The sequence below is a fragment of the Deltaproteobacteria bacterium genome, assembly GCA_020848745.1.
Taxonomy (GTDB): Bacteria; Desulfobacterota; Binatia; order UTPRO1; family UTPRO1; genus UTPRO1.
Map to the genome: position 1 here is coordinate 13,709 of JADLHM010000077.1, position 21,195 is coordinate 34,903.

Annotated in this window: 21 protein-coding genes; 13 read left to right on the top strand and 8 right to left on the bottom strand. The window is 72.1% G+C overall.

Going from position 1 to position 21,195, the window contains the following annotated elements; genetic code table 11:
* Positions 1-84 precede the first annotated feature (84 nt).
* Both IT293_11780 and IT293_11785 read right to left on the bottom strand, forming a co-directional pair.
* Positions 85-732: a response regulator transcription factor gene (locus tag IT293_11780; GenBank protein MCC6765330.1), complete on the bottom strand. Its 648-nt coding sequence runs from the start codon at positions 730-732 to the stop codon at positions 85-87.
* Positions 733-898: 166 nt separating this feature from the next.
* Positions 899-1,114, bottom strand: a complete 216-nt coding sequence (locus tag IT293_11785) for a hypothetical protein (GenBank protein MCC6765331.1) — start codon at positions 1,112-1,114, stop codon at positions 899-901.
* A gap of 76 nt (positions 1,115-1,190) precedes the next feature.
* Between IT293_11785 and miaB the strand changes: the two genes are divergently transcribed.
* Positions 1,191-2,594, top strand: a complete 1,404-nt coding sequence (miaB, locus tag IT293_11790; GenBank protein MCC6765332.1) for a tRNA (N6-isopentenyl adenosine(37)-C2)-methylthiotransferase MiaB — start codon at positions 1,191-1,193, stop codon at positions 2,592-2,594.
* A gap of 1 nt (position 2,595) precedes the next feature.
* Here the strand turns inward: miaB and IT293_11795 are convergent, their stop codons facing one another.
* Genes IT293_11795 through IT293_11805 form a run of 3 tightly spaced genes read right to left on the bottom strand, consistent with a single transcriptional unit; the run spans position 2,596 to position 4,761 of the window.
* Complete coding sequence (locus IT293_11795; protein ID MCC6765333.1) at positions 2,596-3,342, bottom strand: alpha/beta hydrolase; 747 nt, start codon at positions 3,340-3,342, stop codon at positions 2,596-2,598.
* A complete protein-coding gene (locus IT293_11800; protein ID MCC6765334.1) occupies positions 3,335-3,820 on the bottom strand; it encodes a M67 family metallopeptidase in 486 nt (161 codons plus the stop codon). The genes IT293_11795 and IT293_11800 overlap by 8 nt, the downstream gene beginning before the upstream one ends.
* A complete protein-coding gene (locus IT293_11805) occupies positions 3,817-4,761 on the bottom strand; it encodes a ketopantoate reductase family protein (protein ID MCC6765335.1) in 945 nt (314 codons plus the stop codon). The genes IT293_11800 and IT293_11805 overlap by 4 nt, the downstream gene beginning before the upstream one ends.
* A gap of 149 nt (positions 4,762-4,910) precedes the next feature.
* On the opposite strand from IT293_11805, the gene IT293_11810 reads away from it, so the two are divergent.
* From IT293_11810 to IT293_11820, 3 genes are all read left to right on the top strand, one after another.
* On the top strand, positions 4,911-6,707 hold the full coding sequence (locus tag IT293_11810) for a phosphoenolpyruvate carboxykinase (GTP) (GenBank protein MCC6765336.1): 1,797 nt from the start codon (positions 4,911-4,913) through the stop codon (positions 6,705-6,707).
* A gap of 276 nt (positions 6,708-6,983) precedes the next feature.
* Positions 6,984-7,367, top strand: a complete 384-nt coding sequence (locus IT293_11815; GenBank protein ID MCC6765337.1) for a prepilin-type N-terminal cleavage/methylation domain-containing protein — start codon at positions 6,984-6,986, stop codon at positions 7,365-7,367.
* A 125-nt stretch (positions 7,368-7,492) separates the two neighbouring features.
* Positions 7,493-8,656 carry a M20/M25/M40 family metallo-hydrolase gene (locus IT293_11820; protein ID MCC6765338.1) on the top strand — a complete coding sequence of 388 codons (1,164 nt, stop codon included), beginning with the start codon at positions 7,493-7,495 and terminating at the stop codon, positions 8,654-8,656.
* 38 nt (positions 8,657-8,694) lie between these two features.
* Here IT293_11820 and IT293_11825 read toward each other — a convergent pair whose 3' ends face one another.
* Positions 8,695-9,657 (bottom strand): flippase-like domain-containing protein, encoded by a 963-nt coding sequence (locus IT293_11825; protein MCC6765339.1) that lies wholly within the window; start codon positions 9,655-9,657, stop codon positions 8,695-8,697.
* Positions 9,658-9,797: 140 nt separating this feature from the next.
* Here IT293_11825 and IT293_11830 point away from each other — a divergent pair, with 140 nt between their 5' ends.
* Positions 9,798-11,273 carry a DegQ family serine endoprotease gene (locus IT293_11830; GenBank protein MCC6765340.1) on the top strand — a complete coding sequence of 492 codons (1,476 nt, stop codon included), beginning with the start codon at positions 9,798-9,800 and terminating at the stop codon, positions 11,271-11,273.
* Positions 11,274-11,324: 51 nt separating this feature from the next.
* Here the strand turns inward: IT293_11830 and IT293_11835 are convergent, their stop codons facing one another.
* Both IT293_11835 and IT293_11840 read right to left on the bottom strand, forming a co-directional pair.
* Positions 11,325-13,211, bottom strand: a complete 1,887-nt coding sequence (locus IT293_11835) for a tetratricopeptide repeat protein (GenBank protein MCC6765341.1) — start codon at positions 13,209-13,211, stop codon at positions 11,325-11,327.
* Between the two features lie 58 nt (positions 13,212-13,269).
* On the bottom strand, positions 13,270-14,037 hold the full coding sequence (locus IT293_11840; protein ID MCC6765342.1) for a hypothetical protein: 768 nt from the start codon (positions 14,035-14,037) through the stop codon (positions 13,270-13,272).
* Positions 14,038-14,176: 139 nt separating this feature from the next.
* Here IT293_11840 and IT293_11845 point away from each other — a divergent pair, with 139 nt between their 5' ends.
* From IT293_11845 to IT293_11880, 8 genes are all read left to right on the top strand, one after another.
* Entirely contained in the window at positions 14,177-15,634 is a 1,458-nt protein-coding gene (locus IT293_11845) for an acyl--CoA ligase (GenBank protein ID MCC6765343.1), read from the top strand.
* Between the two features lie 80 nt (positions 15,635-15,714).
* Positions 15,715-16,518, top strand: coding sequence for an SDR family oxidoreductase (locus tag IT293_11850; GenBank protein MCC6765344.1), 804 nt, complete (start codon positions 15,715-15,717; stop codon positions 16,516-16,518).
* Positions 16,519-16,520: 2 nt separating this feature from the next.
* Entirely contained in the window at positions 16,521-16,790 is a 270-nt protein-coding gene (locus IT293_11855) for an acyl carrier protein (GenBank protein MCC6765345.1), read from the top strand.
* On the top strand, positions 16,780-18,012 hold the full coding sequence (locus IT293_11860) for a beta-ketoacyl-[acyl-carrier-protein] synthase family protein (GenBank protein MCC6765346.1): 1,233 nt from the start codon (positions 16,780-16,782) through the stop codon (positions 18,010-18,012). The genes IT293_11855 and IT293_11860 overlap by 11 nt, the downstream gene beginning before the upstream one ends.
* Entirely contained in the window at positions 18,005-19,294 is a 1,290-nt protein-coding gene (locus tag IT293_11865; protein ID MCC6765347.1) for a hypothetical protein, read from the top strand. The genes IT293_11860 and IT293_11865 overlap by 8 nt, the downstream gene beginning before the upstream one ends.
* Entirely contained in the window at positions 19,291-19,938 is a 648-nt protein-coding gene (locus tag IT293_11870) for an outer membrane lipoprotein carrier protein LolA (GenBank protein ID MCC6765348.1), read from the top strand. Before IT293_11865 ends, IT293_11870 begins: the two co-directional genes overlap by 4 nt.
* 4 nt (positions 19,939-19,942) lie before the next feature.
* Entirely contained in the window at positions 19,943-20,395 is a 453-nt protein-coding gene (locus IT293_11875) for a hydroxymyristoyl-ACP dehydratase (GenBank protein MCC6765349.1), read from the top strand.
* Between the two features lie 5 nt (positions 20,396-20,400).
* Positions 20,401-21,135: a hypothetical protein gene (locus tag IT293_11880; protein ID MCC6765350.1), complete on the top strand. Its 735-nt coding sequence runs from the start codon at positions 20,401-20,403 to the stop codon at positions 21,133-21,135.
* The last annotated feature ends 60 nt before the right edge of the window (positions 21,136-21,195 follow it).

Genomic DNA, 21,195 nt, shown 5'->3' on the forward strand with positions numbered 1-21,195 from the left:
ATTTTCCCTAGAGTTGCGAGGCCCATTCCGAGGGCGGGCTTCCGCGAACTGCCGACGCGAAGATTACTCCTATAAATCAAACAGTTATTCTGAGTCGGGGGTTACGCCTTCCCGCAAAGCAAACTTCACGAGCTCTGCTGTGCGGCGGCAGTGCAGTTTCTGCATCAGACGATCCCGGTGCTGGCCGACCGTTTTCGGGCTGATCTTCAGCGCGGACGCGATCTCTTTGTAGCTGTTCCCTTCGGCGATGAGCTGCAGCACCTCGCGCTCGCGCGGGGTCAGGACCGAGAGCTTCTCCACGGTCGCCGCCTTGCTGGTCTCGAGGTACCCCTCGACGATCATCCGCGACACCGGCGCGCTGAAGTAGCTCCCGCCGTTGCGGACACTCTCGAGCGCCGCCACGAGTTCGCTGCCGGCGGCGCTCTTCAGGAGGTAGCCCGCGGCGCCCGCCTCGAGCGCCTGGCGGACGTAGGACTCGAGGAGATGCATCGACAGCATCACGACCTGCGTGTTCGGAAAACGGCTCCGGATCTGGCGCGTCGCCTCGATGCCGTTCAATCCCTTCATCGCGATGTCCATCACGACGACGTCGGGATGCAGCTCTTCGACGAGGGTCACCCCGCGCCGGCCGTCTTCGGCCTCGCCGACCACCTGGAACCCGCCGTGCTTCTCGAGCAACGTGCGCAGCCCCTGGCGAAAGAGAGTGTGATCGTCAACCAAGAGAACGCGCACGCACGACCTCGAAGAAGGAGCGAGTCGACACGATCAGGCGCGGACCGTACTGCCCTTCGTTTTGGAGTGTCAAGGTGCGGCGGACGTCGTGTCGTCGGACGTCGCCGCCCCGGCGATCGCGCCGGGTGCGCACGGCTCGTGGTGCGGGACCGCGGCGACCCGCACGTCAGCGTCCGAAGCGCGGCGGCGGCGGTCGCTCGATCTTCGTGCCGCACGTGGTCGCGCAGCGCGCACACACGTACTCGAACTTGTCCCCCTCGGGGAGCACGAGCAGCAGGCGCTTGCGCACCGGTACCGCGACCTGACAGCGCGGACAGAGCAGCAGGGTCGCCTCCATGTCGGAGAACTGGCGGCGCGGATCGTCGTCGGGATGCCGGTGCACGCGACCGCTGTAGCACACCCGGGGCGGCGCCGCGCGCGTTGCCGCCCTGGAGGGCCGTGGCTATAGTCGCGCCGCCGTGGCTCCCGCCATCTATCTCGAAACCTACGGATGCCAGATGAACTTTGCCGACGCCGAGCTGATCCTCGGCCATGTCGGCGACTCGGGCTACGTGCGTACGGCGGATCCGGCGGCGGCGGACGTCATCCTGCTGAACACGTGCGCGATCCGCGAGCACGCCGAGGAGCGCGTGATCGGCCGGCTGACCGACCTCGGGCGCCTGAAGTCGGGGCGGCCGGACCTCGTCCTCGGCATGTCCGGCTGCATGGCGCAGCACCATCGCGCGTCGGTCACCAAGCGCGTCCCCATGGTCGATCTCGTCATCGGACCGGACGCGTATCGCCGCCTGCCGGCGCTTCTCGACGCGATTCGCGGCAGCCGTGGCCCCGTCACCGATTTCCGCGACGCGCCCGACGACGATCCGAACGCGGCGCCCGTCCGGCGGCGGGCGCGCGCCGCGACCGACGTCCGCCTCGACCCGACCGAGGACTACGCCGACCTCCGGAGCGCGCGCGCGCCGGGTGCGGTGCGCGCCTGGATCACCGTCATGCGCGGCTGCGACAAGTTCTGCACGTTCTGCGTCGTCCCGTACGTGCGCGGCCGCGAGCGCAGCCTGCCGGTCGACGCGGTCCTGCGTGAGGTGCGCGAGGTCGTCGCCTCCGGCGCCCGCGAAGTCGTGCTCCTCGGCCAGACCGTGAACGCGTACCGCGACGGCGCGTGCGACTTCGCCGAGCTGCTGCGCCGCACCGCCGAGATCCCGGGGCTCGAGCGCATCCGCTTCACGTCGCCGCACCCCGCCGACGTGACGCCGGCGCTGATCGACGTGATGCGCGACGTGCCGGCCGTCGCGCCCCAGCTGCACCTGCCGGTGCAGTCGGGCTCGGACGCCGTCCTCGAGCGCATGGCGCGCGGCTACACGGTCGCCGCGTTCCGCGACCTCGTCGCCCGCGTGCGCGACGTCGTTCCCGACGTGGCGCTCTCGACCGACGTCATCGTCGGATTCCCCGGCGAGACCGGCGCCGATTACGACGCGACCCATCGGCTCCTCGCGGAGCTGCGCTTCGACCAGGCCTACCTCTACCGGTACTCGCCGCGCTCGCGTACGCGCGCGGCGGCCTGGGAGGATTCCGTGCCCGAGGCCGAAAAGAGCCGCCGGCTCTCCGAGGTGATCGCGCTCCAGGAGAGGATCGCCGCCGAGCGCAATCGCGCCTGGATCGGTCGCACGGTCGAGGTGCTCGTCGAAGGACCGGCACGCCGACCCGCGGGACACGTCGCGGGCAAGACGCCGCAGTACACGACCGCGATCGTGAACGGCGACGCCGCGCCCGGCGCGCTCGTCACCGGCACGGTCGTCGCGGCGACGGGGCACACCCTGATCGCGAGCGCCGACGCCGTCCCCGCCGCGGTCGACCTCGCGGGCTGACTCAGCCGATCGAGCGCAGGAAGTCGATCACCCGGGCATTGAACCCGGCCGGATCCTGGTGGAAGAGCGCATGCACGCCGCCCGGCACGACCTCGAGCCGCGCACCCGGGATCCGCCGGCTGATGATCACCGAGCCGCCGACGCCGAGGAAGTCCTTCTCGCCGACGACGACGAAGGTCGGGCAGCGGAGGCGCTCGAGCTCGGAGGTGATCGGGGCATGGTGCAGGCCGCCCATCGCGCGCGCGATGCGCGCAAAGCCGCCGGGTTCGGGAGCGGCGTCGGCGGCATCGCGCGAGCCGAGCTTCTTCAGGACCGCGGCGCCGCCCTCCACCTCGGCGGTGACCGCGAGGGACTCGTACCAGGCGTGCGCCTTGGCGTTGCACTCGCTCGCGGTACCGACGAGGACGAGACTCCGCACCAGCTCGGGGTGGTCGAGCGCGCAGCGCATCGTGATCACGCCGCCGGCCGAGTGCCCGAGCGCGTGCGCAGGCCCGCCGACCGCGCGCACGAGCGCCGCCAGATCCTCCCCGAGCCTCGCGATCGTGATCGGCGCGTCGGGCGACCCGGACCGGCCGTGCGCGCGCAGGTCCCACGTGAGGACGCGGAAGCCCGCCGCGACGAGCGCCGGCACCTGTCCGCGCCACGTCTCCGCGGTGGCCCCGAAGCCGTGGGTGAGCGCCACGAGCGCGCCGGCCGTACCCGCGACCTCGTAGCGGAGCGACCAGCCGCCACGATCGAGCTCAGCCACGACGCGCCACCGCGAACGACGTCTCGCCGAAGTCCCGCACCTCGTCGTCCCACGCGTACGCCCGCACGTCGCGCACGACGCGATCGTACACCGACACGACGACCCAGGTGGTGCCGGGGTAGGTCGGACCGCGCGACCCGTCGACGGGATCGGTGTAGGACGCCTGCGCGCGATCGGTCGGCGAGAAGTACGCGTCGTGCTGCGGATGCGAATGGTAGAAGACGAGCACGCGCCATCCCGGCTCGCGCGCCTGCTTCTCGATCTCGAAGAGCTCGCGCGAGTCCATGTGGTAGGCCGTGGCCGCGGTCCGGGGATGCTGCTCGGGATCCTTCGCGTGCAGCTCGTTCTGGATGTTCCTGAGCCGGCGCAGGATCTGGCCCCCAGGGGTCGCGAACACGACGCCGCAGACCTCCTCGGGGAAGCCCTCGACCGCGTGCTCCCGCATCGCGTCCACCACCCGCGCTTCGATCTCGATCATGTCCGCTCCCGAAAGCGCACCAGGCGCGTCATCGTCGCGTTCACCGGCGTCGGGATACCCGCCTCGCGACCGTAGCGCCAGATGCAACCGTTGATCGCCTCGATCTCGGTCCGCCGACCGCGCTCGAGATCCTGCAGCATGGACGAGCGATGATCCGCCGTCGACGGTACGAGTCGCCCGTAGAAGAGCGCGCGATAGGCGGCGGCATCGGGGACCAACGGCACGACGCCGCGCGCCCGCGCCACCGCGAAGCATTCGTCGATGATCGCGTCCATGATCGCGCGCCCATCGTCGTCGGCCGCGAGCGCGCCGTAGGGCCGTCCGAGGAGCGCGCCGAGGGGATTGAGCGCGGCGTTGTAGAAGACCTTGGTCCAGAGATGCGCTTGGAGCGCGTCGGTGTGCTCGGTCGGGATGCCGGCCGCCGCGAAACGCGCCGCCCAGGCGCGCGCCCGCTCCTCGGAAGCCGCGCCTCCCGCAACCGCCGCCCCGAGCGCGATCGGATCAGCGAAGACGGTCACGCGGGCGATCCCCGGCGCGGGCACGACCGCGCCGAAGATGACGCGTCCGCCGAGAGCCCGATCGGCGCCGACGGCTGCCGCCACCTGCTCGACGTTGCCGAGCCCGTTCTGGAGGGCGATCACGCAGCCGTCGACGGCGAGGAAGGGCACGACGGCGGCGAGCATGCCGGCGGTATCGTAGGACTTCACCGTGAGCAGAATCGCGTCGTAGGGGCCCGCAAGCTGCTCCACGGCGGCGGCGCCGACCAGGTTCCCGACCCGGTGCCCGCCCCAGAGGCCTTCGATCGCGAGCCCGCGGGCCGCGATCGCGTCGAGATGGGCACGGCGGCCGAGGAAGGTGACCCCGTGACCGGCACATGCCAGGAGGCCTCCCACGACCGAGCCGACCGCCCCGGCGCCGGCGACGAGCACCCGCAGCGTCATCGCGCGCGACCATATAGCGCCGCTAGCGCCGCGCAGCGACCCCCAACCTGGCGCTCCCGGCGATTGGAACCTCGGGCCGGTGTGATACTATCCGCCGCCTTCGAAACACCACCGCCTTCCGTACAAACATCCGAGGAAAGGTCGACCCCATGCCCGACGATCGTGCCGCCGCCACGAAGCAGAGCGATGCTCCGACGAACAATCCCAAGCTCCTCGCTTGGGTCGGAGAGATGGCCAAGCTCACCAAGCCCGACCAGATCGTCTGGTGCGACGGCTCCGAGGAGGAGCAACGACGCCTCACCGCCTACGCGGTTGACCAGCGCATCCTGATCCCCCTCAATCAGGAGAAGCGCCCGGGTTGCTATCTCCATCGGTCCAGTCCGAACGACGTTGCGCGCACCGAGCATCTCACCTTCGTCTGCACCCGCACCAAGGACGCCGCCGGCCCCAACAACAACTGGATGGATCCCAAGGACGCGTACGCCAAGCTCGGCAAGCTCTTCGACGGCTCGATGAAGGGCCGTACGATGTACGTGGTGCCCTACCTCATGGGCCCCGCCGGCTCGCCATTCTCCAAGGTCGGCATCGAGATCACCGACAGCGTCTACGTGGTGTTGAACATGCGCATCATGGCGCGCATGGGACGCGTCGCGCTCGAAACGCTCGGCGATTCCAGCGACGAGTTCAACCGCGGCCTGCATTGCACGCTCGACCTCGACCCCGAGAAGCGATTCATCTGCCACTTCCCCGAGGACAACACGATCTGGTCGATCGGCAGCGGGTACGGCGGCAACGCGCTCCTCGGCAAGAAATGCCTCGCGCTCCGCATCGCGTCGTTCCTCGGCAAGGAAGAGGGCTGGCTCGCCGAGCACATGTTGATCCTCGGCGCGGAGAGCCCGGAAGGGAAGAAGCACTACGTCGTGGCGGCGTTCCCGAGCGCCTGCGGCAAGACGAATTTCGCGATGATGGTGCCGCCCGCGGCTCTCAAGGGCTGGAAGATCACGACGATCGGCGACGACATTTCGTGGCTCCGCATCGGCAAAGACGGCCGCCTCTGGGCGGTGAATCCCGAGAACGGCTACTTCGGCGTCGCGCCCGGAACGAACAAGAAGACGAATCCGAACGCGATGGCCTGCATCGAGCGCAACGCCATCTTCACCAACGTGGCGATGACCGAGGACGGCGACGTGTGGTGGGAGGGCATGGACGGACAGCCCCCGGCCGCGCTCACCGACTGGCGGGGCGAGCCGTGGACGCCGGAGTCGAAGACGCCGGCCGCGCACCCGAACTCGCGCTTCACCGCGCCCATGCGGAACAACCCCATCCTCGACGCGCAGGCGGACGACGCCGAAGGCGTGCCGATCTCCGCGATCATCTTCGGCGGCCGGCGCGCGAGCACGGTGCCGCTCGTCATGCAGAGCTTCAACTGGGCCCACGGCGTCTACCTCGGCGCAACGATGGGCTCCGAGACGACCGCGGCCGCGACCGGCCAGGCGGGCGTCGTCCGCCGCGACCCGATGGCCATGCTGCCGTTCTGCGGCTACGACATGGGCGACTACTTCGGCCACTGGCTGAAGATCCAGGCCCGCCTCGCCGACCCGCCGCCGATCTTCCTCGTGAACTGGTTCCGCAAGGGCGCGGACGGCAAGTTCCTCTGGCCCGGCTACGGCGAGAACATGCGTGTGCTCGCGTGGATCCTCGGGCGCGCCGAAGGCAAGACCGGCGCCTCGGAGACGCTGCTCGGCTGGGTCCCGCGCGCAGGCGACCTCGACACCACCGGCCTCGACATCACCCCCGAGCAGGTGCGCAAAGCAACCGGCATCGACCTTGCGGAGTGGGGCCCCGAGCTCGAGTCCCAGGGCGAGCTCTTCACCAAGCTCGAGCGCACGCTCCCGGCACCGATCAAGCTGGAGCGCGGACTCCTGATGGCGCGGCTCTCGAGCTGATCACCGTTTCGCCCTCGCCCTGGCGTCGCGCGCGAGCGCGGGCCCGGTCCGCGGCGGGCCTCCCGGCGCGGACCGCCGCGAAACGTCACCACCCGCGCACCGGCGATTCCGCGGGAGCGCGCGGTGACAAAATACGGCGGCGAGCGTCATCGGAGCCGCCGTCGAACGCTGTATATCCCCGGAAGAAACTCGGGAATTCAGCGTGTCACGACGCGCCTTCGGCATGACCTGCCTACCCGTCGGCCCGTGGCATCGGCTTTGCTCGGAAACCCGGGCATGGCAACGCGCTCCGACAACGGATTCACGCTGCTCGAGCTGCTGGTGGTCGTGTCGATCGTCGGCATCCTCGCGAGTATCGCCATACCGCAATACGCATCCTACAGAGCCCGCGGCTTCGACTCGATCGTCGAGTCGCAGGTCCGCCACGTCGCGACCGGCCAGGAGGCCTACTTCGCGGGCAACTCGACCTACACGAGCAACGTCGGCGACCTCGACGGGATGGTGATCGACGAAGGCGTCACCATCAGCGTCGGCCCGGGCAACAGCGGTGACCTCGTGAGCTCGTTCAAGATCCACGGCAGTCATCCGCAGGCCTCGCACGAGTACGACTGGGTGAGCGACCCCCTCCCCGGCGAGCCGAACTTCATCATCAGCGACTGAGCTGCTCCACACCCCCCGCTCCACCACCACCCAACCGACGCCGGCCGGCCGCAAGGCCGCCGGCGTCGCGTCGTCTGGGGCGCGGCTTTCTGCGCCGACGACGCGTGTGTAGAGTGCGGCGCACCATGGCGAACGGGGTCTCCCGCGAGCGGCTGACGGCGCTCTTCCTCGAGCTGGTACGAATCGACAGCCTTTCGCGCAAGGAGCACCTCGTCGCGGACCGTCTCGCGCGCGAGCTCGTGGTGGTCGGGGCCGAGGTCTGGACCGACGACGCCGGCACCGCGGTCGGCGGCACCACCGGCAACGTGCTCGCTCGGGTGAAGGGCAGCGCCGACGTCGCGCCCCTCCTCCTCTCGGCGCACATGGACACGGTGATCCCCGGCGAAGGCGTGCAGCCGATCGTCGAGGGCGACGTGATTCGAAGCGACGGCCGGACCGTGCTCGGAGGCGACGACAAGTCGGGGTGCGCGATCATCTGCGAAGTGCTGCGCGTGCTGCGCGACGAGGGCATCCCGCACGGCGACATCGAGGTCGCGTTCACCATCTGCGAGGAGGTCGGGCTCCTCGGCGCGAAGCACCTCGACGTGCGCGCGCTCACGGCCCGCGCCGGGCTCGTGCTCGACAGCGACGCGCCCGGCTACCTCTTCACCCGCGCTCCGGCCTCGAACCATCTCGTCTTCACGGTGCACGGGCTCGAAGCGCACGCCGGCATGGCGCCCGAGCGCGGCATCAACGCGATCCAGGTCGCGGCGGAAGGCGTCGCCGCGATGAAGCTCGGCCGCATCGACGACGAGACCACCGCCAACATCGGCGTCGTGACCGGCGGCGGCGCCGTGAACGTCGTGCCGAACCGCGTGCGCCTCGAAGGCGAGGCGCGCAGCCACGATGCGGGGAAGCTCGCCGCGCAGTCCGACCACATGCGCGCCGCGCTCGAAGCCGCGGCGGCGCGCCACGTGATCGCGATCGACGGCGAGGAGCGGCGGGCGCGCGTCGAGACGATCGTCGAGCAGAGCTACGAGGCGATGAACGTCCCCGACGCCGCGCCGATCGTCCAGCTCGTGCTGCGCGCCGCGGCCGCGCTCGGACACGGCGTCGAGAGCGCCGCCATGGGCGGCGGCTGCGATGCCAACGTGTTGAACGGCCGCGGCTTCCAGGTGGCGAACCTCGGCACCGGCATGCGTGACATCCACACCGTGAAGGAGTGGCTGCGCGTGAGCGACATGATCCGCACAGCCGAGGTGATCGTCGAAATGTTGCGGCTGCACGCCGCGCGCGACGAGCTTCTCTAAGCAGATCGCCCTTTTTCAGCAACCTGCAGAATCCGCGTTCAGGCCGCGTCGCGCAGCGCCGGCAACCGTGCGCCGCTCGCGAGGAACACGAGCCCGCCGAGCAGGCTGTTCGTGATGATCACGAACAGCCAGAGCACGCCGTACGCGACCGCGCTCGGTTGGTCGATCCCGAGCTTGGTGAGGAAGTACAGGTAGCCGCCCTCGCGCAGGCCGATTCCCGAGAACGTCACGGGAATCGACGCGACCGCGCTCACGAGCGGATGGAACACCGCGATGTACGAGAGTGGGACCTCGAGGCCGATCGCCCGGCTCACCACCCACTGCGCGGCGATCTGCACGAAATGGAAGACGAGCGACACGCCCGAGCTGGCGAGCAGCATGCGGCGATCGGTCCAGAAGGGTCCGAGATCGACCTCGACGAAGTGGCGGAGGCGATGGTCCGGCGGCAGCAGCATCCGCGCGAGCCACGGCGCGAGCAGCCACCCGAAGAGCAGGACGCTCCCGAACGCGACCGTGATCCAGAACATGAGCGTGAACTCCGGCGCGAGGTCGCGGTAGCGCGGGAAGATCAGGAAGGCCGCCGCGCCGATCGCCACCAGGATGACCAACCCGTTCAAGCGGTCGAACACCACCGAGTTGAACGCGCGCCCGCGCCGCCCTCCGCCCTCGGCCAGGTAGAGGCCGCGGACGAAGTCGCCGCCGAGCGTGCTCGGACCGAACGACATGAAGAACATGCCGATGAAATAGAAGCGGACGTAGTCGGTGATGCGCCCGCCGAGGCCGACCGAACGGCCGATCAACCACCAGCGGAAGGCGCTCATGATCTGGCCGACCACGTACATCCAGACGGCCAGCACGACCCAGCCGACGTGCGCCTCCCCGAGGATCCGCATCGTGGCCCGCACGTCGACGACGCGCGCGATCAGCGCGACCGCCGCCACCGTGACGCCGACCTGCAGCAGACGCCGCAGTCCGCCGCCCCTCCCCTCCGCCTCCGCCATCCGCGCGGAGAGTCCCCCCTCGAGTCGCGAAAAGCAAGCGTGTCAAGCCCGGATTGCGTTCGCGCCGACCTCGGCCACAATACCCGACACACGAATCGCATCGTTCGCGACGGCGATGCCGTCGCTTCAAGGAGGAACGCATGAAAACCGAAGTGCGCGTAAGGCCCTGGCACCTCGCGCTGATCAGCCTGAGCGGCGGGGCGATCGGGGCGCTCGTCTTTGCGGCGCTCACGCCGGCGCGGATCGAGTCGCAGATGGACGGCGCCATCCCGTCTTTCGCCGGACTCGCCCAGGAGGTGATGCCGGCGGTCGTCAACATCAACACGACCAAGAACGTCCCCGCCCGCACGCAGCGTCGCCAGTTCCCACGCGGCCAGGATCCGTTCGAGCAGTTCTTCGGCGAGGACTTCTGGGACCGCTTCGGCGGCGGGCGGCGGGGTCCGTCGAAGCAGCGGAGCCTCGGCTCGGGCTTCGTGATCGACGAGGCGGGCTACATCGTGACGAATCGCCACGTCGTCGAGGGCGCCGACGACATCGACGTGCAGTTCTCGACCGGCAAGTCCTACAAGGCGAAGCTCGTCGGCGAGGACGCCAAGACCGACGTCGCGCTCCTGAAGATCAAGCCCGACGCCAGGATCCCGACGGTCCCGCTCGGTGATTCCGACAAGCTGCAGGTCGGCGACTGGGTGCTCGCGGCCGGCAACCCGTTCGGCCTGTCGCACACGCTCACGGCCGGCATCGTCTCGGCCCGCGACCGCGTGATCGGCGCCGGTCCCTACGACGACTTCATCCAGACCGACGCCTCCATCAACCCGGGGAACTCCGGCGGCCCGCTCTTCGATCAGCGCGGCCGGGTCATCGGCATCAACACGGCGATCTTCAGTCAGAGCGGGGGCAACATCGGCATCGGCTTCGCCACGCCGATCAACCTGGCGCGCGCGGTCGTCGATCAGCTCCGCGCGACCGGCAAGGTGACGCGCGGCTGGCTCGGCGTCAGCATCCAACCGCTCGGCCCGGACCTGCGGCAGGCGCTCGGCCTCGGCGACACCGAGGGCGCGCTCATCGCCGACGTCCTTCCGAAGAGCCCGGCCGCCACCTCGGGGCTCAAGCGCGGTGACGTGGTGATCGGCATGGACGGCAAGACGATCTCCGAGCCCGGGCAGCTCTCCCGCACGATCGCGACCATGTCTCCCGGCAGCACGACACGACTCCAGATCGTCCGCGACGGCAAGGAGCGCACGCTCGACGTGAAGGTCGGAAAGCAACCCGAGGACATCGCGCACGGCCCCGAGTCCATGACCGACGAGGACGACGAAGGCGGCCGCGCCTCGGCGGGAAGCCTCGGGCTCCAGCTCGACAACCTGACCGACCAGACGCGCCGCCAGCTCGGCTACGGCCGCGACGTCGTCGGCGCCCTCGTCACGGGCGTCGCGAACGGGAGTCCGGCCGAGGAGGCGGGCATGCGCCCGGGTGACCTGATCCTGCAGGTCGACCGGCGCGACGTCGACTCGGCGCGTACCGCCGCCGCCGTGCTCTCCAAGGCCTCCCCACCGGTCCTGCTGCTGGTTCGGAGGGGCGAGAGCACCGTGTTCCTGACCCTCTCTCCGCAACGCTGAGGTCGCGGGAGGCGGCGGCCGCGCGGGCCGCCGCCTCCCGCGCGCGGATGCTCAGCGCGCGCCGGCGCCGGCCACGCGCGCGAGGGCCTGCGCCACGCGCTCGTTGGTAGGGTCGCGCCGCAGCACCTCGCGCCATGCCTCGACGGCGGCGTCGCGCTGGTTCAAGGACCAGTAGACGAAACCGAGGTTGGTGCGGGCGTCCGTGTCGTCGGGGTCGAGGGCGAGAGCGCGCCGGAAGGCGCGCGCGGCCTCCTCGGCGAGCCCGAGGCTGCGCAGCATGTTGCCGTACGAGCGTTGGCGCCAGGTTTCGGCCACCGGCACGGAGAGCGCGCGCCGCCAGGCGCTCGGCGGCTCGGGATCGGGCGCGACCAGCCGCGCCCGGCGGATCTCGGCGAACGCGGCCAGTGCCCGCTCCCGCGTCTCGCGATGCGCGTCGTCGCTCGGCACGAACACCGACGCGATCTCGTCGTAGTAGACCATCGTCCACCCGTGCCCGCGCGCGAGGTAGCTCACCAGCGGCAGCCGATTGGCCCAGCCGTGATAGAGGAACGCGTAGTCCGGCTCGTACGGCGCGACGTCCTGCGGCCACCTGTCCGGCCGTTCCATGGCCGCGAAGTAGCGCCGGAAGACGTCTTCCGGGAAGGCCTCGAGCCGGCCGTCGACGAAGACCGGATCGTTCGGCCGGCTCCAGGCGAGATACCCGCCCATCGCGAGGCAGTTGAAGGCGCGGCCCGTGATCCTCGTTTGCTCGATGAAGGCGACGGCGGCGCTCGGAAAGCGCGCCCGCGACACCCCGAGTCCGAACTCGCGCTCGATGCCCATGAGGCGGGAGTACTGGTTGGTGGCGACCGCGCCGATCAGCAGCATGATGGCGACGATGCCGCCCGCCGCGAGCGCCGATCGCGCCGCGGAGGGAACGGAACGCCGCGCGAGCCACGGGCCGACGTTCGCGGCGATCGCCGGCGCCGCTATCCAGCCGAAGAACGCCATGTTGCGGAGCGACTGCGTCGACAGGTAGCCGAACGCGACCGTCGCGAGGAAGCGCCCGAGGTGCCAGCGCCGCAGGTTCACGACGAAGGACGCGGCGGCGAGTGCCAGCAACGCGACCCACGTGGACACGAGCGGCGGCGCGTATCCGGAAGCCAGCGGCGGCCGGAACTCGCCGATCCGGGCCGAGAAGAGCGAGCTCCCCGTCACGCGCGGGAGCAGCTGGAAGGGAAAGAGCGCGCCCTCGATCCCCCACGGGTTCAGGAAGCACGCGAGCGTCGCGAGCACGAGGACCGCGGTGAGTCGCCGCCACGCCGCCGGGTCGAGCGCGCTCTCCTCGCGCCAACCGCGCGGCAGCGGCAGGAAGGCGAGCGTCGCGCCGAGCCAGTAGCACCCGATCAGCGCGATCCCGACCGCGAAGATTCCCTGCGTGTTCACCCACAAGATCTGGATCGGCACGAGGAGGAAGACGGCGCGCCCGCTGCGGGATCGGTCCTCCAGCAGCCGGAGATAGACGGCGAAATACAGAAACGACAGCACCTCCGGCCGCGGCACGAAGCGCGGCGACGAGATCACGAGCGCGAGCGCCAGGAGGAACGCCGCGAGCGCCGGCGGCACGAAGCGCCGCGTGACGCCGTACAGCACGAACGTCGTGGCGCCCATCAGCGTCGCGGCGAGCACGATCGTGCCGTCGATGCCGCCGATCGTCCATGCCGCGTAGAGGAGCAGCTGGAAGATCCAATGCAGGTCGATCCAGGGATACTCGGGCGCCGTCAGCGAGAACGTGTTCGTCGCCGGCCACGTCCCGGTCGCGAGCATGAGGCGCCCGGCCGCGAGGTGGTACCACGTGTCGAAGTCCTCGAGCCGGTGCACCGAGAACGCGACCGCGAGCAGCACGACCGAAGCCGGCGCGATCCAGCGCACGCGCGACGGCGTCGGCTGCACGACCATGGCGGGTGAATCTAGCCGACCAACCGCGACGCAGGAAGGCGCCGCGATCGCCGCCGCGTCACGGGCCCGCCGACCTGCGGAGCGACGACGACGCTGGCGCCGCCGGGTCGACGGGACGCGCGGCGCGCTGCTCGCCGGCGAGCGCGCGGTAGGCGCGCTGGTAGGGCGCGAGGTTTCCGGTGAGCGCCGCGCCGTGCCCGGGCGCCAGCACCGTCGGGTGCGCGGCCTCGATGCGGTCGAGCGCGCGATGCAGGTAGACGTCGGGCGGCGCCCCGTAGAACGCCTTGTAGAGCTCGACCGACAGGGCCGAGCGGTCGTCGCGCGCGAGCGCCTCACCCCGCCCGGGCTGGATGAAGAGATCGGCGGTGAACGCCACCCGCGTGCGCTCGTCGACGACCACGATGCCGTCCCACGCATGCACGTAGGGCGTCTCCAGCATGCGGAGGCCGTGCGTGCCGATGTCCACCACCTCGCCATCGCCGACGCCGCGCGGCGAGCGCACCGCCGTGTCCGCCAGCGACGCCACGACCGTCCGCATGGACGCGAGCGGTGTCGCGTTCGGCGCGCGCAGCAGGAGTTCGTTCAACGCACCGCACTCGTCGGCCTCGTAGTGGGGCACGACGACGTAGCGCAGCGTCGTCGGATCGAGCAGCTGGGCGAGCCCCGCCCACGTGTCCTCGAACCGCTCGCGCAGGCCGGTCGAGATCAGCAGCGGCTCCTCGGCGAGGACCAGGTACTGATTCACCGTACTGCGCCACGGCTCGTGGTACGTGGTGATGCGATAGGTGTCGGCGGCGATCTCCGACACGAACGCGCGGTCCCGCATGCGAACGATCCTCCCTCGTGGACGCGGCGAACGCTAGCACGCCGTCGCCGGGCTCGGGAATCGCCGAAGTGCACGGCAAACGCGGGGGCGGACATTCGGCAAGCCCGCGGCCGTGTGCTACGACGCGCCCCCGGCGTCGATGACGAACTCGCGACCGACCGCTCCCCCCGGGACCGTCCTCTCGCTGCTCGACACCGCGGTCGCCCGCGGCGGGTCGCGCCGCGCCGTCGCCGACGAGCGCGAGACGCTCGACTACGCGGGCCTCGCGGAACGGGTCGCCGCCGCGGCCGACGTTCTGGGCGCGGCGGGTCTCGGCGCGGGCGACTGCGTCGCCATCGCGCTCCCGACCTCGGTCGCCTTCGTCGAGACGTTCCTCGGCGTGCTCGCCGCCGGCGCGACGGCGTTTCCGGTGCCGCCGAGCGCGCGCCCGGACGAGCTCCGGCGGCTCTTCGGCGCAACGCGGGTCGACGCCCTCGTCGGCCGTCCGAACGACGAGCGCGCCGTGGCGCCGATCCGGCTCGCGATCGACGCGCGGGGCATGCGGGTCGCCGCCGCGAGCGCGTCGCCGGCGCCACCGCCGAGGGCCGCGCCGCCGCGGCCGACGGATCCCGCGCTCGTGGCCGCGACGTCCGGAACGCTCGCCCGTCCGCACCGGGTCGCGCGCACGCACGCGAACCTCTGGTGGGAAGCCGAGAACTTCCACGCGGCGACGCGCCTCGGCGCCGACGACGTGGTGCTCGGCGTCGTCCCGCTGTCGCACGCACACGGCCTCGGAAACGCGCTCCTCGCGGCGCTCCGAGCCGGCGCGAGCCTCGTGCTGCGGCCGCGCTTCCTGCGCCGCCAGGTTCTCGAACTCCTGGCGCACGAACGCGTCACCGTCTTTCCCGCCGTGCCCTTCATGCTGCGCATGCTGGCGGCGACCGACCGCCGCCGCCGCTTCGACCTCACCGCGCTCCGCCTGTGCCTGAGCGCCGGCGCGCCCCTGCCGTGCGACGTCTTCACCACGTTCCGCGAGCGCTTCGGCGTCGGCATCCGCCAGCTCTACGGACTGACCGAAGCAGGCAGCGTGACCTGCGATCTCGCTCGCGACGCGGAGATCGACCCGGCGACCGTCGGCCGGCCGCTCGGGAACGTCGTCGTCACGATCGAGGACGAGCGGGGACGGCCGCTCGGCGGGAGCGCGAGCGGCGAGATCGTCGTCCGGAGCCCGGCCGTGGCGGGCGGCCCGGAGACGCCGCTTCGCACCCGCGACCTCGGCCGACTCGACGCCGCCGGGCGGCTCGTCGTCAGCGGGCGCACGAGCGCCTTCATCAACACGGCGGGCAACAAGGTCGATCCCGCCGAGGTGGAAGCGGCGTTGCGCGCGCACCCCGCGGTCACCGACGTCGCGGTCTTCGGTCTCGCCGCCGCCCACGACGAGCAGGTGGTCGCGGCCGTCGTCGTGCTCGCGGCGGAGGCGACCGCCGACCAGCTCCGCGCGCATTGCCGCGAGCTCCTCGCCGCGCACAAGGTCCCTCGCGTCGTCACCTTCCGGGACGCCCTGCCGCGCTCGCCGCTCGGCAAGGTGCTGATCGGCCGGCTCCTCGCCGAGGCGTGACGTGCCCGACGCTCGTGCGCTGCCGCGCAGTGGGCGGACTGATTTGACACCGCCCCCTCGCCATTGTTGAGTCCGACCGCGTGGGTGTTCGATCTCCTCGCGTCGCGCCGCTCGCTCCGACCGAGCCGTTCGCGTCGCCGACGGCGCTCGCGGGACGACGGGCGCTCGTGACCGGCGGTACCCGCGGCATCGGGCGGGCCATCGCGCTCGCCCTCGCGGCCGCCGGCGCCGACGTGACCGTCACCTGGGCGCACGCCGCCGGCGACGCCGAGCACGCCCGGAAGGATCTCGGGCGCGCCGGTGGCCGCCACGAGGTGCTCCGATGCGACGTCGCCAGCCCCGGAGCCGTCGCCGACCTCTTCCGCGACCGCACCGGCGACCGCGCTTTCGACATCCTCGTGAACAACGCCGCGATCACGCACGACGGGCACCTGATGATGCTCTCGGACGACGCGTGGAACGGCGTGCTGGCGACGAACCTGACGGGAGCGTTCCTCTGCCTCCGCCCCGCGCTCCGCGGCATGATCGCGCGCGGCTTCGGCCGCGTCGTGAACGTCGTGTCGCCGGCCGGGCTCATGGGCAAGGCGGGGGCCGCCAACTACGCCGCGTCGAAGGGCGGCCTCGTCGCCCTCACCCGCTCGCTCGCGGCCGAGGTCGCCGGCTTCGGCATCACGGTGAACGCGCTCTGTCCGGGCGTCGTCGACACGGCGATGATGGCGGGGGTGGCGAAGGAGGCGCGCGACGCGATGGCGGCTCGCATCCCCGCGGGGCGCCCCGGACGTCCGGAGGAGGTGGCGCACGCCGCGCTCTTCCTCGCGCTGCCGCACGCCGCGTACATCACCGGAGCGACGCTCGCCGTCGACGGAGGATTGGTGACCGCATGACGATGGATCGCGAGACGCTGAAGCGGAAACTGAAGGAGCTCTTGGTCTCGGGACTTCGCCTGCAGGACACCGACGCGGCGAGCATCGCCGACGATCAACCGATCTTCGTCGAAGGCCTCGGGCTGGATTCGATCGACGCCCTGGAGCTGGTCGTCCTGATCGAGGAGCACTTCGGCCTCGCGATCCCCGACGAGGAGGTCGGGAAGAGCGCCTTCGCGTCGATCTCGGCGCTCGCCGACTACATCAGCGCCGAGCAGGCCCGTGCGGGGTGAGCCCACGGCGGGCGGCGGCGACGTAGTCGTCACCGGCCTCGGCACCGTGAACGCGCTCGCGTCCTCGGTCGACGCCTTCGCCGCCGCGCTCCGCGCCGGCACCTGCGCCATCGGACCGGTCACGGGTTTCGACGCTTCCGGCTACCGGAGCCGGATCGCCGCCGAGGTGAAGGGCCTGGCGGCGCCCGATTGGCTGCCGCCGGCGCTCCGCCGGCGCGCCTCGCGCTCGGATCTCTTCGCGCTCGTCGCCGCCGCCGAGGCGCTGCGCGAGAGCGGGCTCGACGTCGCCGGCGCGCCCGCGCGCGTCGGCGTCGTGCTCGGCGCGACGACGGCCGGCATGATGGCCGCCGAGACCTCGCTGCATGCGCGCATCGCCGGCACCGCGCGGCGCTACCGCCGGAGCCGCCTCGTCGGAACGCCGATCGCGACGAGCGCCGACCTGCTCGCGCACGTGTTCGGCCTCGGCGGCCCACGGCTCGTCTTGAGCACGGCGTGCTCGTCGAGCGGCACCGCCCTCGGCGTCGCGCGCGACTGGATCCGGCTCGGACGCGCCGACGTCGTGCTCGCGGGCGGAACCGAGTCGATGTGTCGCACGATCTTCGCCGGCTTCAACGCGCTGAAGGCGCTGTCGCTCGAGCCCTGCCGCCCCTTCGACCGCCGACGCGCGGGTCTGAGCCTCGGCGAGGGCGCGGCGATCCTCGTCGTGGAGAGCGCGGCGCACGCCGCGCGCCGGAACGCGCGCGCGCACGCGACGATCCTCGGCTACGGCATGAGCGCCGACGCGCACCACCTGACGGCGCCGCACCCCGAAGGCACGGGCGCGGCGCTCGCGATGGAGCGCGCCCTCGCGCGCGCCGGCATCGCCGCGGAGGAGGTCGGCTACATCAACGCCCACGGCACCGGCACGCCGCTGAACGACGTCGTCGAAGCCGCCGCGATCGCGCGCGTCTTCGGCGAAGCCGCGGACCGGGTCGCGGTGAGCTCCACGAAGGCCGCGGTCGGCCACACCCTCGGCGCCGCCGGTGCGATCGAGGGGCTCACGAGCGTCCTCGCGCTCCGCGACGGGTTCCTGCCGCCGACCGTCAACCTCGACGAGCCCGACCCCGCCTGCCGGCTCGATTTCGTCCCGCGTGCGAGCCGTCCGGCCGCCCTGCGCTACGCGCTCTCGAACTCGTACGGCTTCGGCGGCAACAACACGACCGTGGTGTTCGGCCGTGCCTGAGACGGTCGTCGTGACGGGTGTCGGCGTGGTGAGTCCGCTCGGGTCGCAACCCGCGTTCTGGCGCAGGCTCTGCGCCGGCGAGACCGGCATCGCGCCCGTCGCCGACGCCGCCACTCCCGCGCCGCGCCTCGAGGCGCGGGCGCGCGACTGGAACGCGCGCGACCACGTGCGCCCGGCGGTGCTGCGGCGCATGGACCACTGCTCACGGATGATCGTCTCCGCGTGTCACATGGCCCTCGCGGACGCCGCCCTCCGCCTCGAAGGCCGCGCCGCCGCGGAGGCGGGCGTCGTCGTCGGGACGGCGTTCGGCGACCTGAGCGAGTCGGAGGACTTCCTGCGCGGGCTCTTCACGAAAGGCCCGGCGCTCGCGAACCCGCTCACCTTCCCGAACCTCGTGTTGAACGCGCCCGCCGGCTACGCGGCAATCGATCTCGGCCTGCGCGGCCCGAATCTGACCGTCGTACGCGGCGAGGCCTCGGGCGAGGCCGCCCTCGCGCACGCGTACGACACGATCGTGACCGGCCAGGCCGACGTCCTGCTCGCGGGCGGGGGCGACGAGCTCGCGCCGATCCTGCGCGAGATCTACCGCGACGCGGGGCTCCTCTCCCCCGATGACGGCGGCGAGGAATGGAGCAGCCCGTTCGATCGACGCCGGAACGGCTTCGTGATGGGCGAAGGCGCGGCCATCCTCGTCCTCGAGCGCGGGCGTCACGCGGCGGCGCGCGGCGCGCGCGTCCTCGCCGAGCTCGCGGGACACGTCGCCGAGAGCATCCCGGCAAGCCCGCACGACTGGCCGACGGCCGCCGCCGTCGGCGACGCCGCCGCGACGCGCCGCGGCCTCGCGGCGCTCGGCTTCCCGCCGGCGCCCGAGGCCGGCGCGCTCCTCGCCGTCTCCTCGGCGAACTCGACGGCGCGCCTCGACGCGACCGAGGCGGCGCGGCTCGCGGCGATCCTCGGCTCCGAGGCCGCGCGCGCGCTCGTCACCTCGGTGAAGGGCGCCGTCGGCGAATGGGGCTCCGCGGGAGCGCTCGCCGCGGTCGCGGCGGTCCTGGCGCTGGCGACGGGCGACGTGCCGCGCCTGGGCGCGCTCGGCGCGCCCGATCCAGATTGCACGCGCGACGCACCCGAGCCCGATCGCACGCGCGGCGCGCCCGACCGCGTCGGGACGCTCCGCTTCGCCGACCGCCACACGCCGGCGCCGCGCGCCGGCTTCGCGGCGGCGCTCGTCTCCGGTACGCCGCGCGGCGGCGGCGCCGTCACGCTGCTCTTTCGCCGCGCATGACGCCGGCCGTCCCGCGCACGCGGCGCGCCGCCACGCTCCTCGCGATCGCAACCGCGACGCTCGCCGTCATCGCGGCGCGGACGGCCGCCGAGGACGCCGCGCCGACCCTCGCCACCCGCGCCGCGCGTTTTCCGACCGTCGAGCGCGCGACCGCGGATTTCGTGCAGGAGCGGGAGGTGTCGCTCGTCGACGAGGTGCTGCACGCGCGGGGAACGCTCGCGCTCGCCGCGCCGGCGTCGTTCCGCCTCGACTTGACGGAGCCCGAGCCCATGACGCTCGTCGCCGCCGGCGCCGCCATGACGGTCGTGGACGCCGCGGGAAAGGCCATGCCGGTGCCGGCCGAGTTCACCGGGCTCGCCGCGTTCGCGCGCACCTTGACGGACCTGCTCCTCGGGACGCGCGCGCCGCGCGGATTCACCGAGACGTGGCGCGACGCCGACACGGTCGTGTTGACACCGGCGACCGACACTGCGAGCCCGTTCAGCGAGATCATGCTGCGCTTCCGTTTCGACGGCCCGCTGCCGGAGACGATCGCCATGCGCGAACGCGGCGGCGACCGCACCACCATCCGCCTCGGACACGTCGTCCTGAATCCCGCGCTCGACCCGGCGCGCTTCGCGCTCCCGGCGATGAAAGGCTCCTGAATCGATGTCGACCACCCGCATCGCGAGCACCGGCGACTCGGCCGCCGCCTTCCTCCCGCACACACCGCCCTTCCTCCTGCTCGATCGCATCGTCGCGATCGACGGCCCGTCGGGGCGTTTCGTGAAGCACGTCACGGCCGCGGATCCGCTGATCGGACCCGCGGGCGAGCTCTCGCCGATGCTCCTCGTGGAGGCGATGGCGCAGGGCGCCGGGATCGTCCTCGGCTGCCAGGAGCCGGAACTCCGCGCCCGCGGCGCCGTGCTCGCCGCGATCGACCACTGCGCGATCGCCGGCACCGCCGGGATCGGCGACGCGCTCGAGGTCGAGATCACCGTCGTACGCCGCTACGCCGGCATGGCGCGCATCAAGGCGCGTGCGAGCGTCGGCGCGCGCACCTGCGCGACCGCCGCGCTCACGCTCGCGTTCCCGCGGGGAACGAGCACGGCGGCCGAGTGATCCGCGTGGCGCCGCGCCGGCGCGCGCTCGCCTTCGCGGCGGGGTGCCTCGTCGCGGCGGCCGCCGTGTCGGGATGCGCGCGCCTCGTGACCCGGCCGGCCCGCGTGACGGCGCACGGCGCCGGCGCGATTGTCGCCGCCGGCGCCGCTCGCGAGCGCGCGCTCGCGGGGCTACGGCTCACGCTCTCGGTCCGCGCCACCGCGGGACCGCCCGCCGCGCGGCTCGCCGCTCCGGCCTACCTCGCGATCGACGACCCCGAGCATCTGCGCTTGCAGGTGCTTTCGCCCTTCGGTCCGACCGTCCTCGACCTCACGACCGACGCCGACACGTTCACGCTCACGCTGCCGATGCGGGGCGAGACCCGCCGCGGCGCGATCGATCCCGCGGCGCTCGCCGCCGGCGCGACGCCCGAGGACGAGCGCATGATCGTGGCGCTCGCGCTGCTCTTCCGTCCGAAGATGGATCACCGGCGCTGCCGCGCGGCCGGGCCCGCGGCGGTGAGCTGCGCGCTCACGGCCGGCCTCACCGTCACGACCACGGTCGACGAGGCGCTCCGCCCGGTGCGCGAGGCCTACCTCGGACCCGGCGGGCGCCCGCTCTTCACGGCCGTGCTCGAGGACTACGGGGGCACCGGACCGTCCGCGCTCCCCGGACGCATCACGATCTCGGGAGACGCCGGCGACGCCGCGCTCGTCATCCGCGTCATCAAGGTGCGTCGTCCTGAGGAGTCCGCTACGTGAGGTCGCCCACCCGGAAAAAATCGCCTTTTCGCCTTTCGCCAAGGTCCGCCGCCGCGCTAC

Coding starts and splice junctions, on each gene's coding strand:
- IT293_11800 (MCC6765334.1), bottom strand. CDS start 3,820: ATGATCGAGATCGAAGCGCGGGTGGTGGACGCGATGCGGGAGCACGCG.
- IT293_11805 (MCC6765335.1), bottom strand. CDS start 4,761: ATGACGCTGCGGGTGCTCGTCGCCGGCGCCGGGGCGGTCGGCTCGGTC.
- IT293_11810 (MCC6765336.1), top strand. CDS start 4,911: ATGCCCGACGATCGTGCCGCCGCCACGAAGCAGAGCGATGCTCCGACG.
- IT293_11815 (MCC6765337.1), top strand. CDS start 6,984: ATGGCAACGCGCTCCGACAACGGATTCACGCTGCTCGAGCTGCTGGTG.
- IT293_11820 (MCC6765338.1), top strand. CDS start 7,493: ATGGCGAACGGGGTCTCCCGCGAGCGGCTGACGGCGCTCTTCCTCGAG.
- IT293_11825 (MCC6765339.1), bottom strand. CDS start 9,657: ATGGCGGAGGCGGAGGGGAGGGGCGGCGGACTGCGGCGTCTGCTGCAG.
- IT293_11830 (MCC6765340.1), top strand. CDS start 9,798: ATGAAAACCGAAGTGCGCGTAAGGCCCTGGCACCTCGCGCTGATCAGC.
- IT293_11835 (MCC6765341.1), bottom strand. CDS start 13,211: ATGGTCGTGCAGCCGACGCCGTCGCGCGTGCGCTGGATCGCGCCGGCT.
- IT293_11840 (MCC6765342.1), bottom strand. CDS start 14,037: ATGCGGGACCGCGCGTTCGTGTCGGAGATCGCCGCCGACACCTATCGC.
- IT293_11845 (MCC6765343.1), top strand. CDS start 14,177: ATGACGAACTCGCGACCGACCGCTCCCCCCGGGACCGTCCTCTCGCTG.
- IT293_11855 (MCC6765345.1), top strand. CDS start 16,521: ATGGATCGCGAGACGCTGAAGCGGAAACTGAAGGAGCTCTTGGTCTCG.
- IT293_11870 (MCC6765348.1), top strand. CDS start 19,291: ATGACGCCGGCCGTCCCGCGCACGCGGCGCGCCGCCACGCTCCTCGCG.
- IT293_11875 (MCC6765349.1), top strand. CDS start 19,943: ATGTCGACCACCCGCATCGCGAGCACCGGCGACTCGGCCGCCGCCTTC.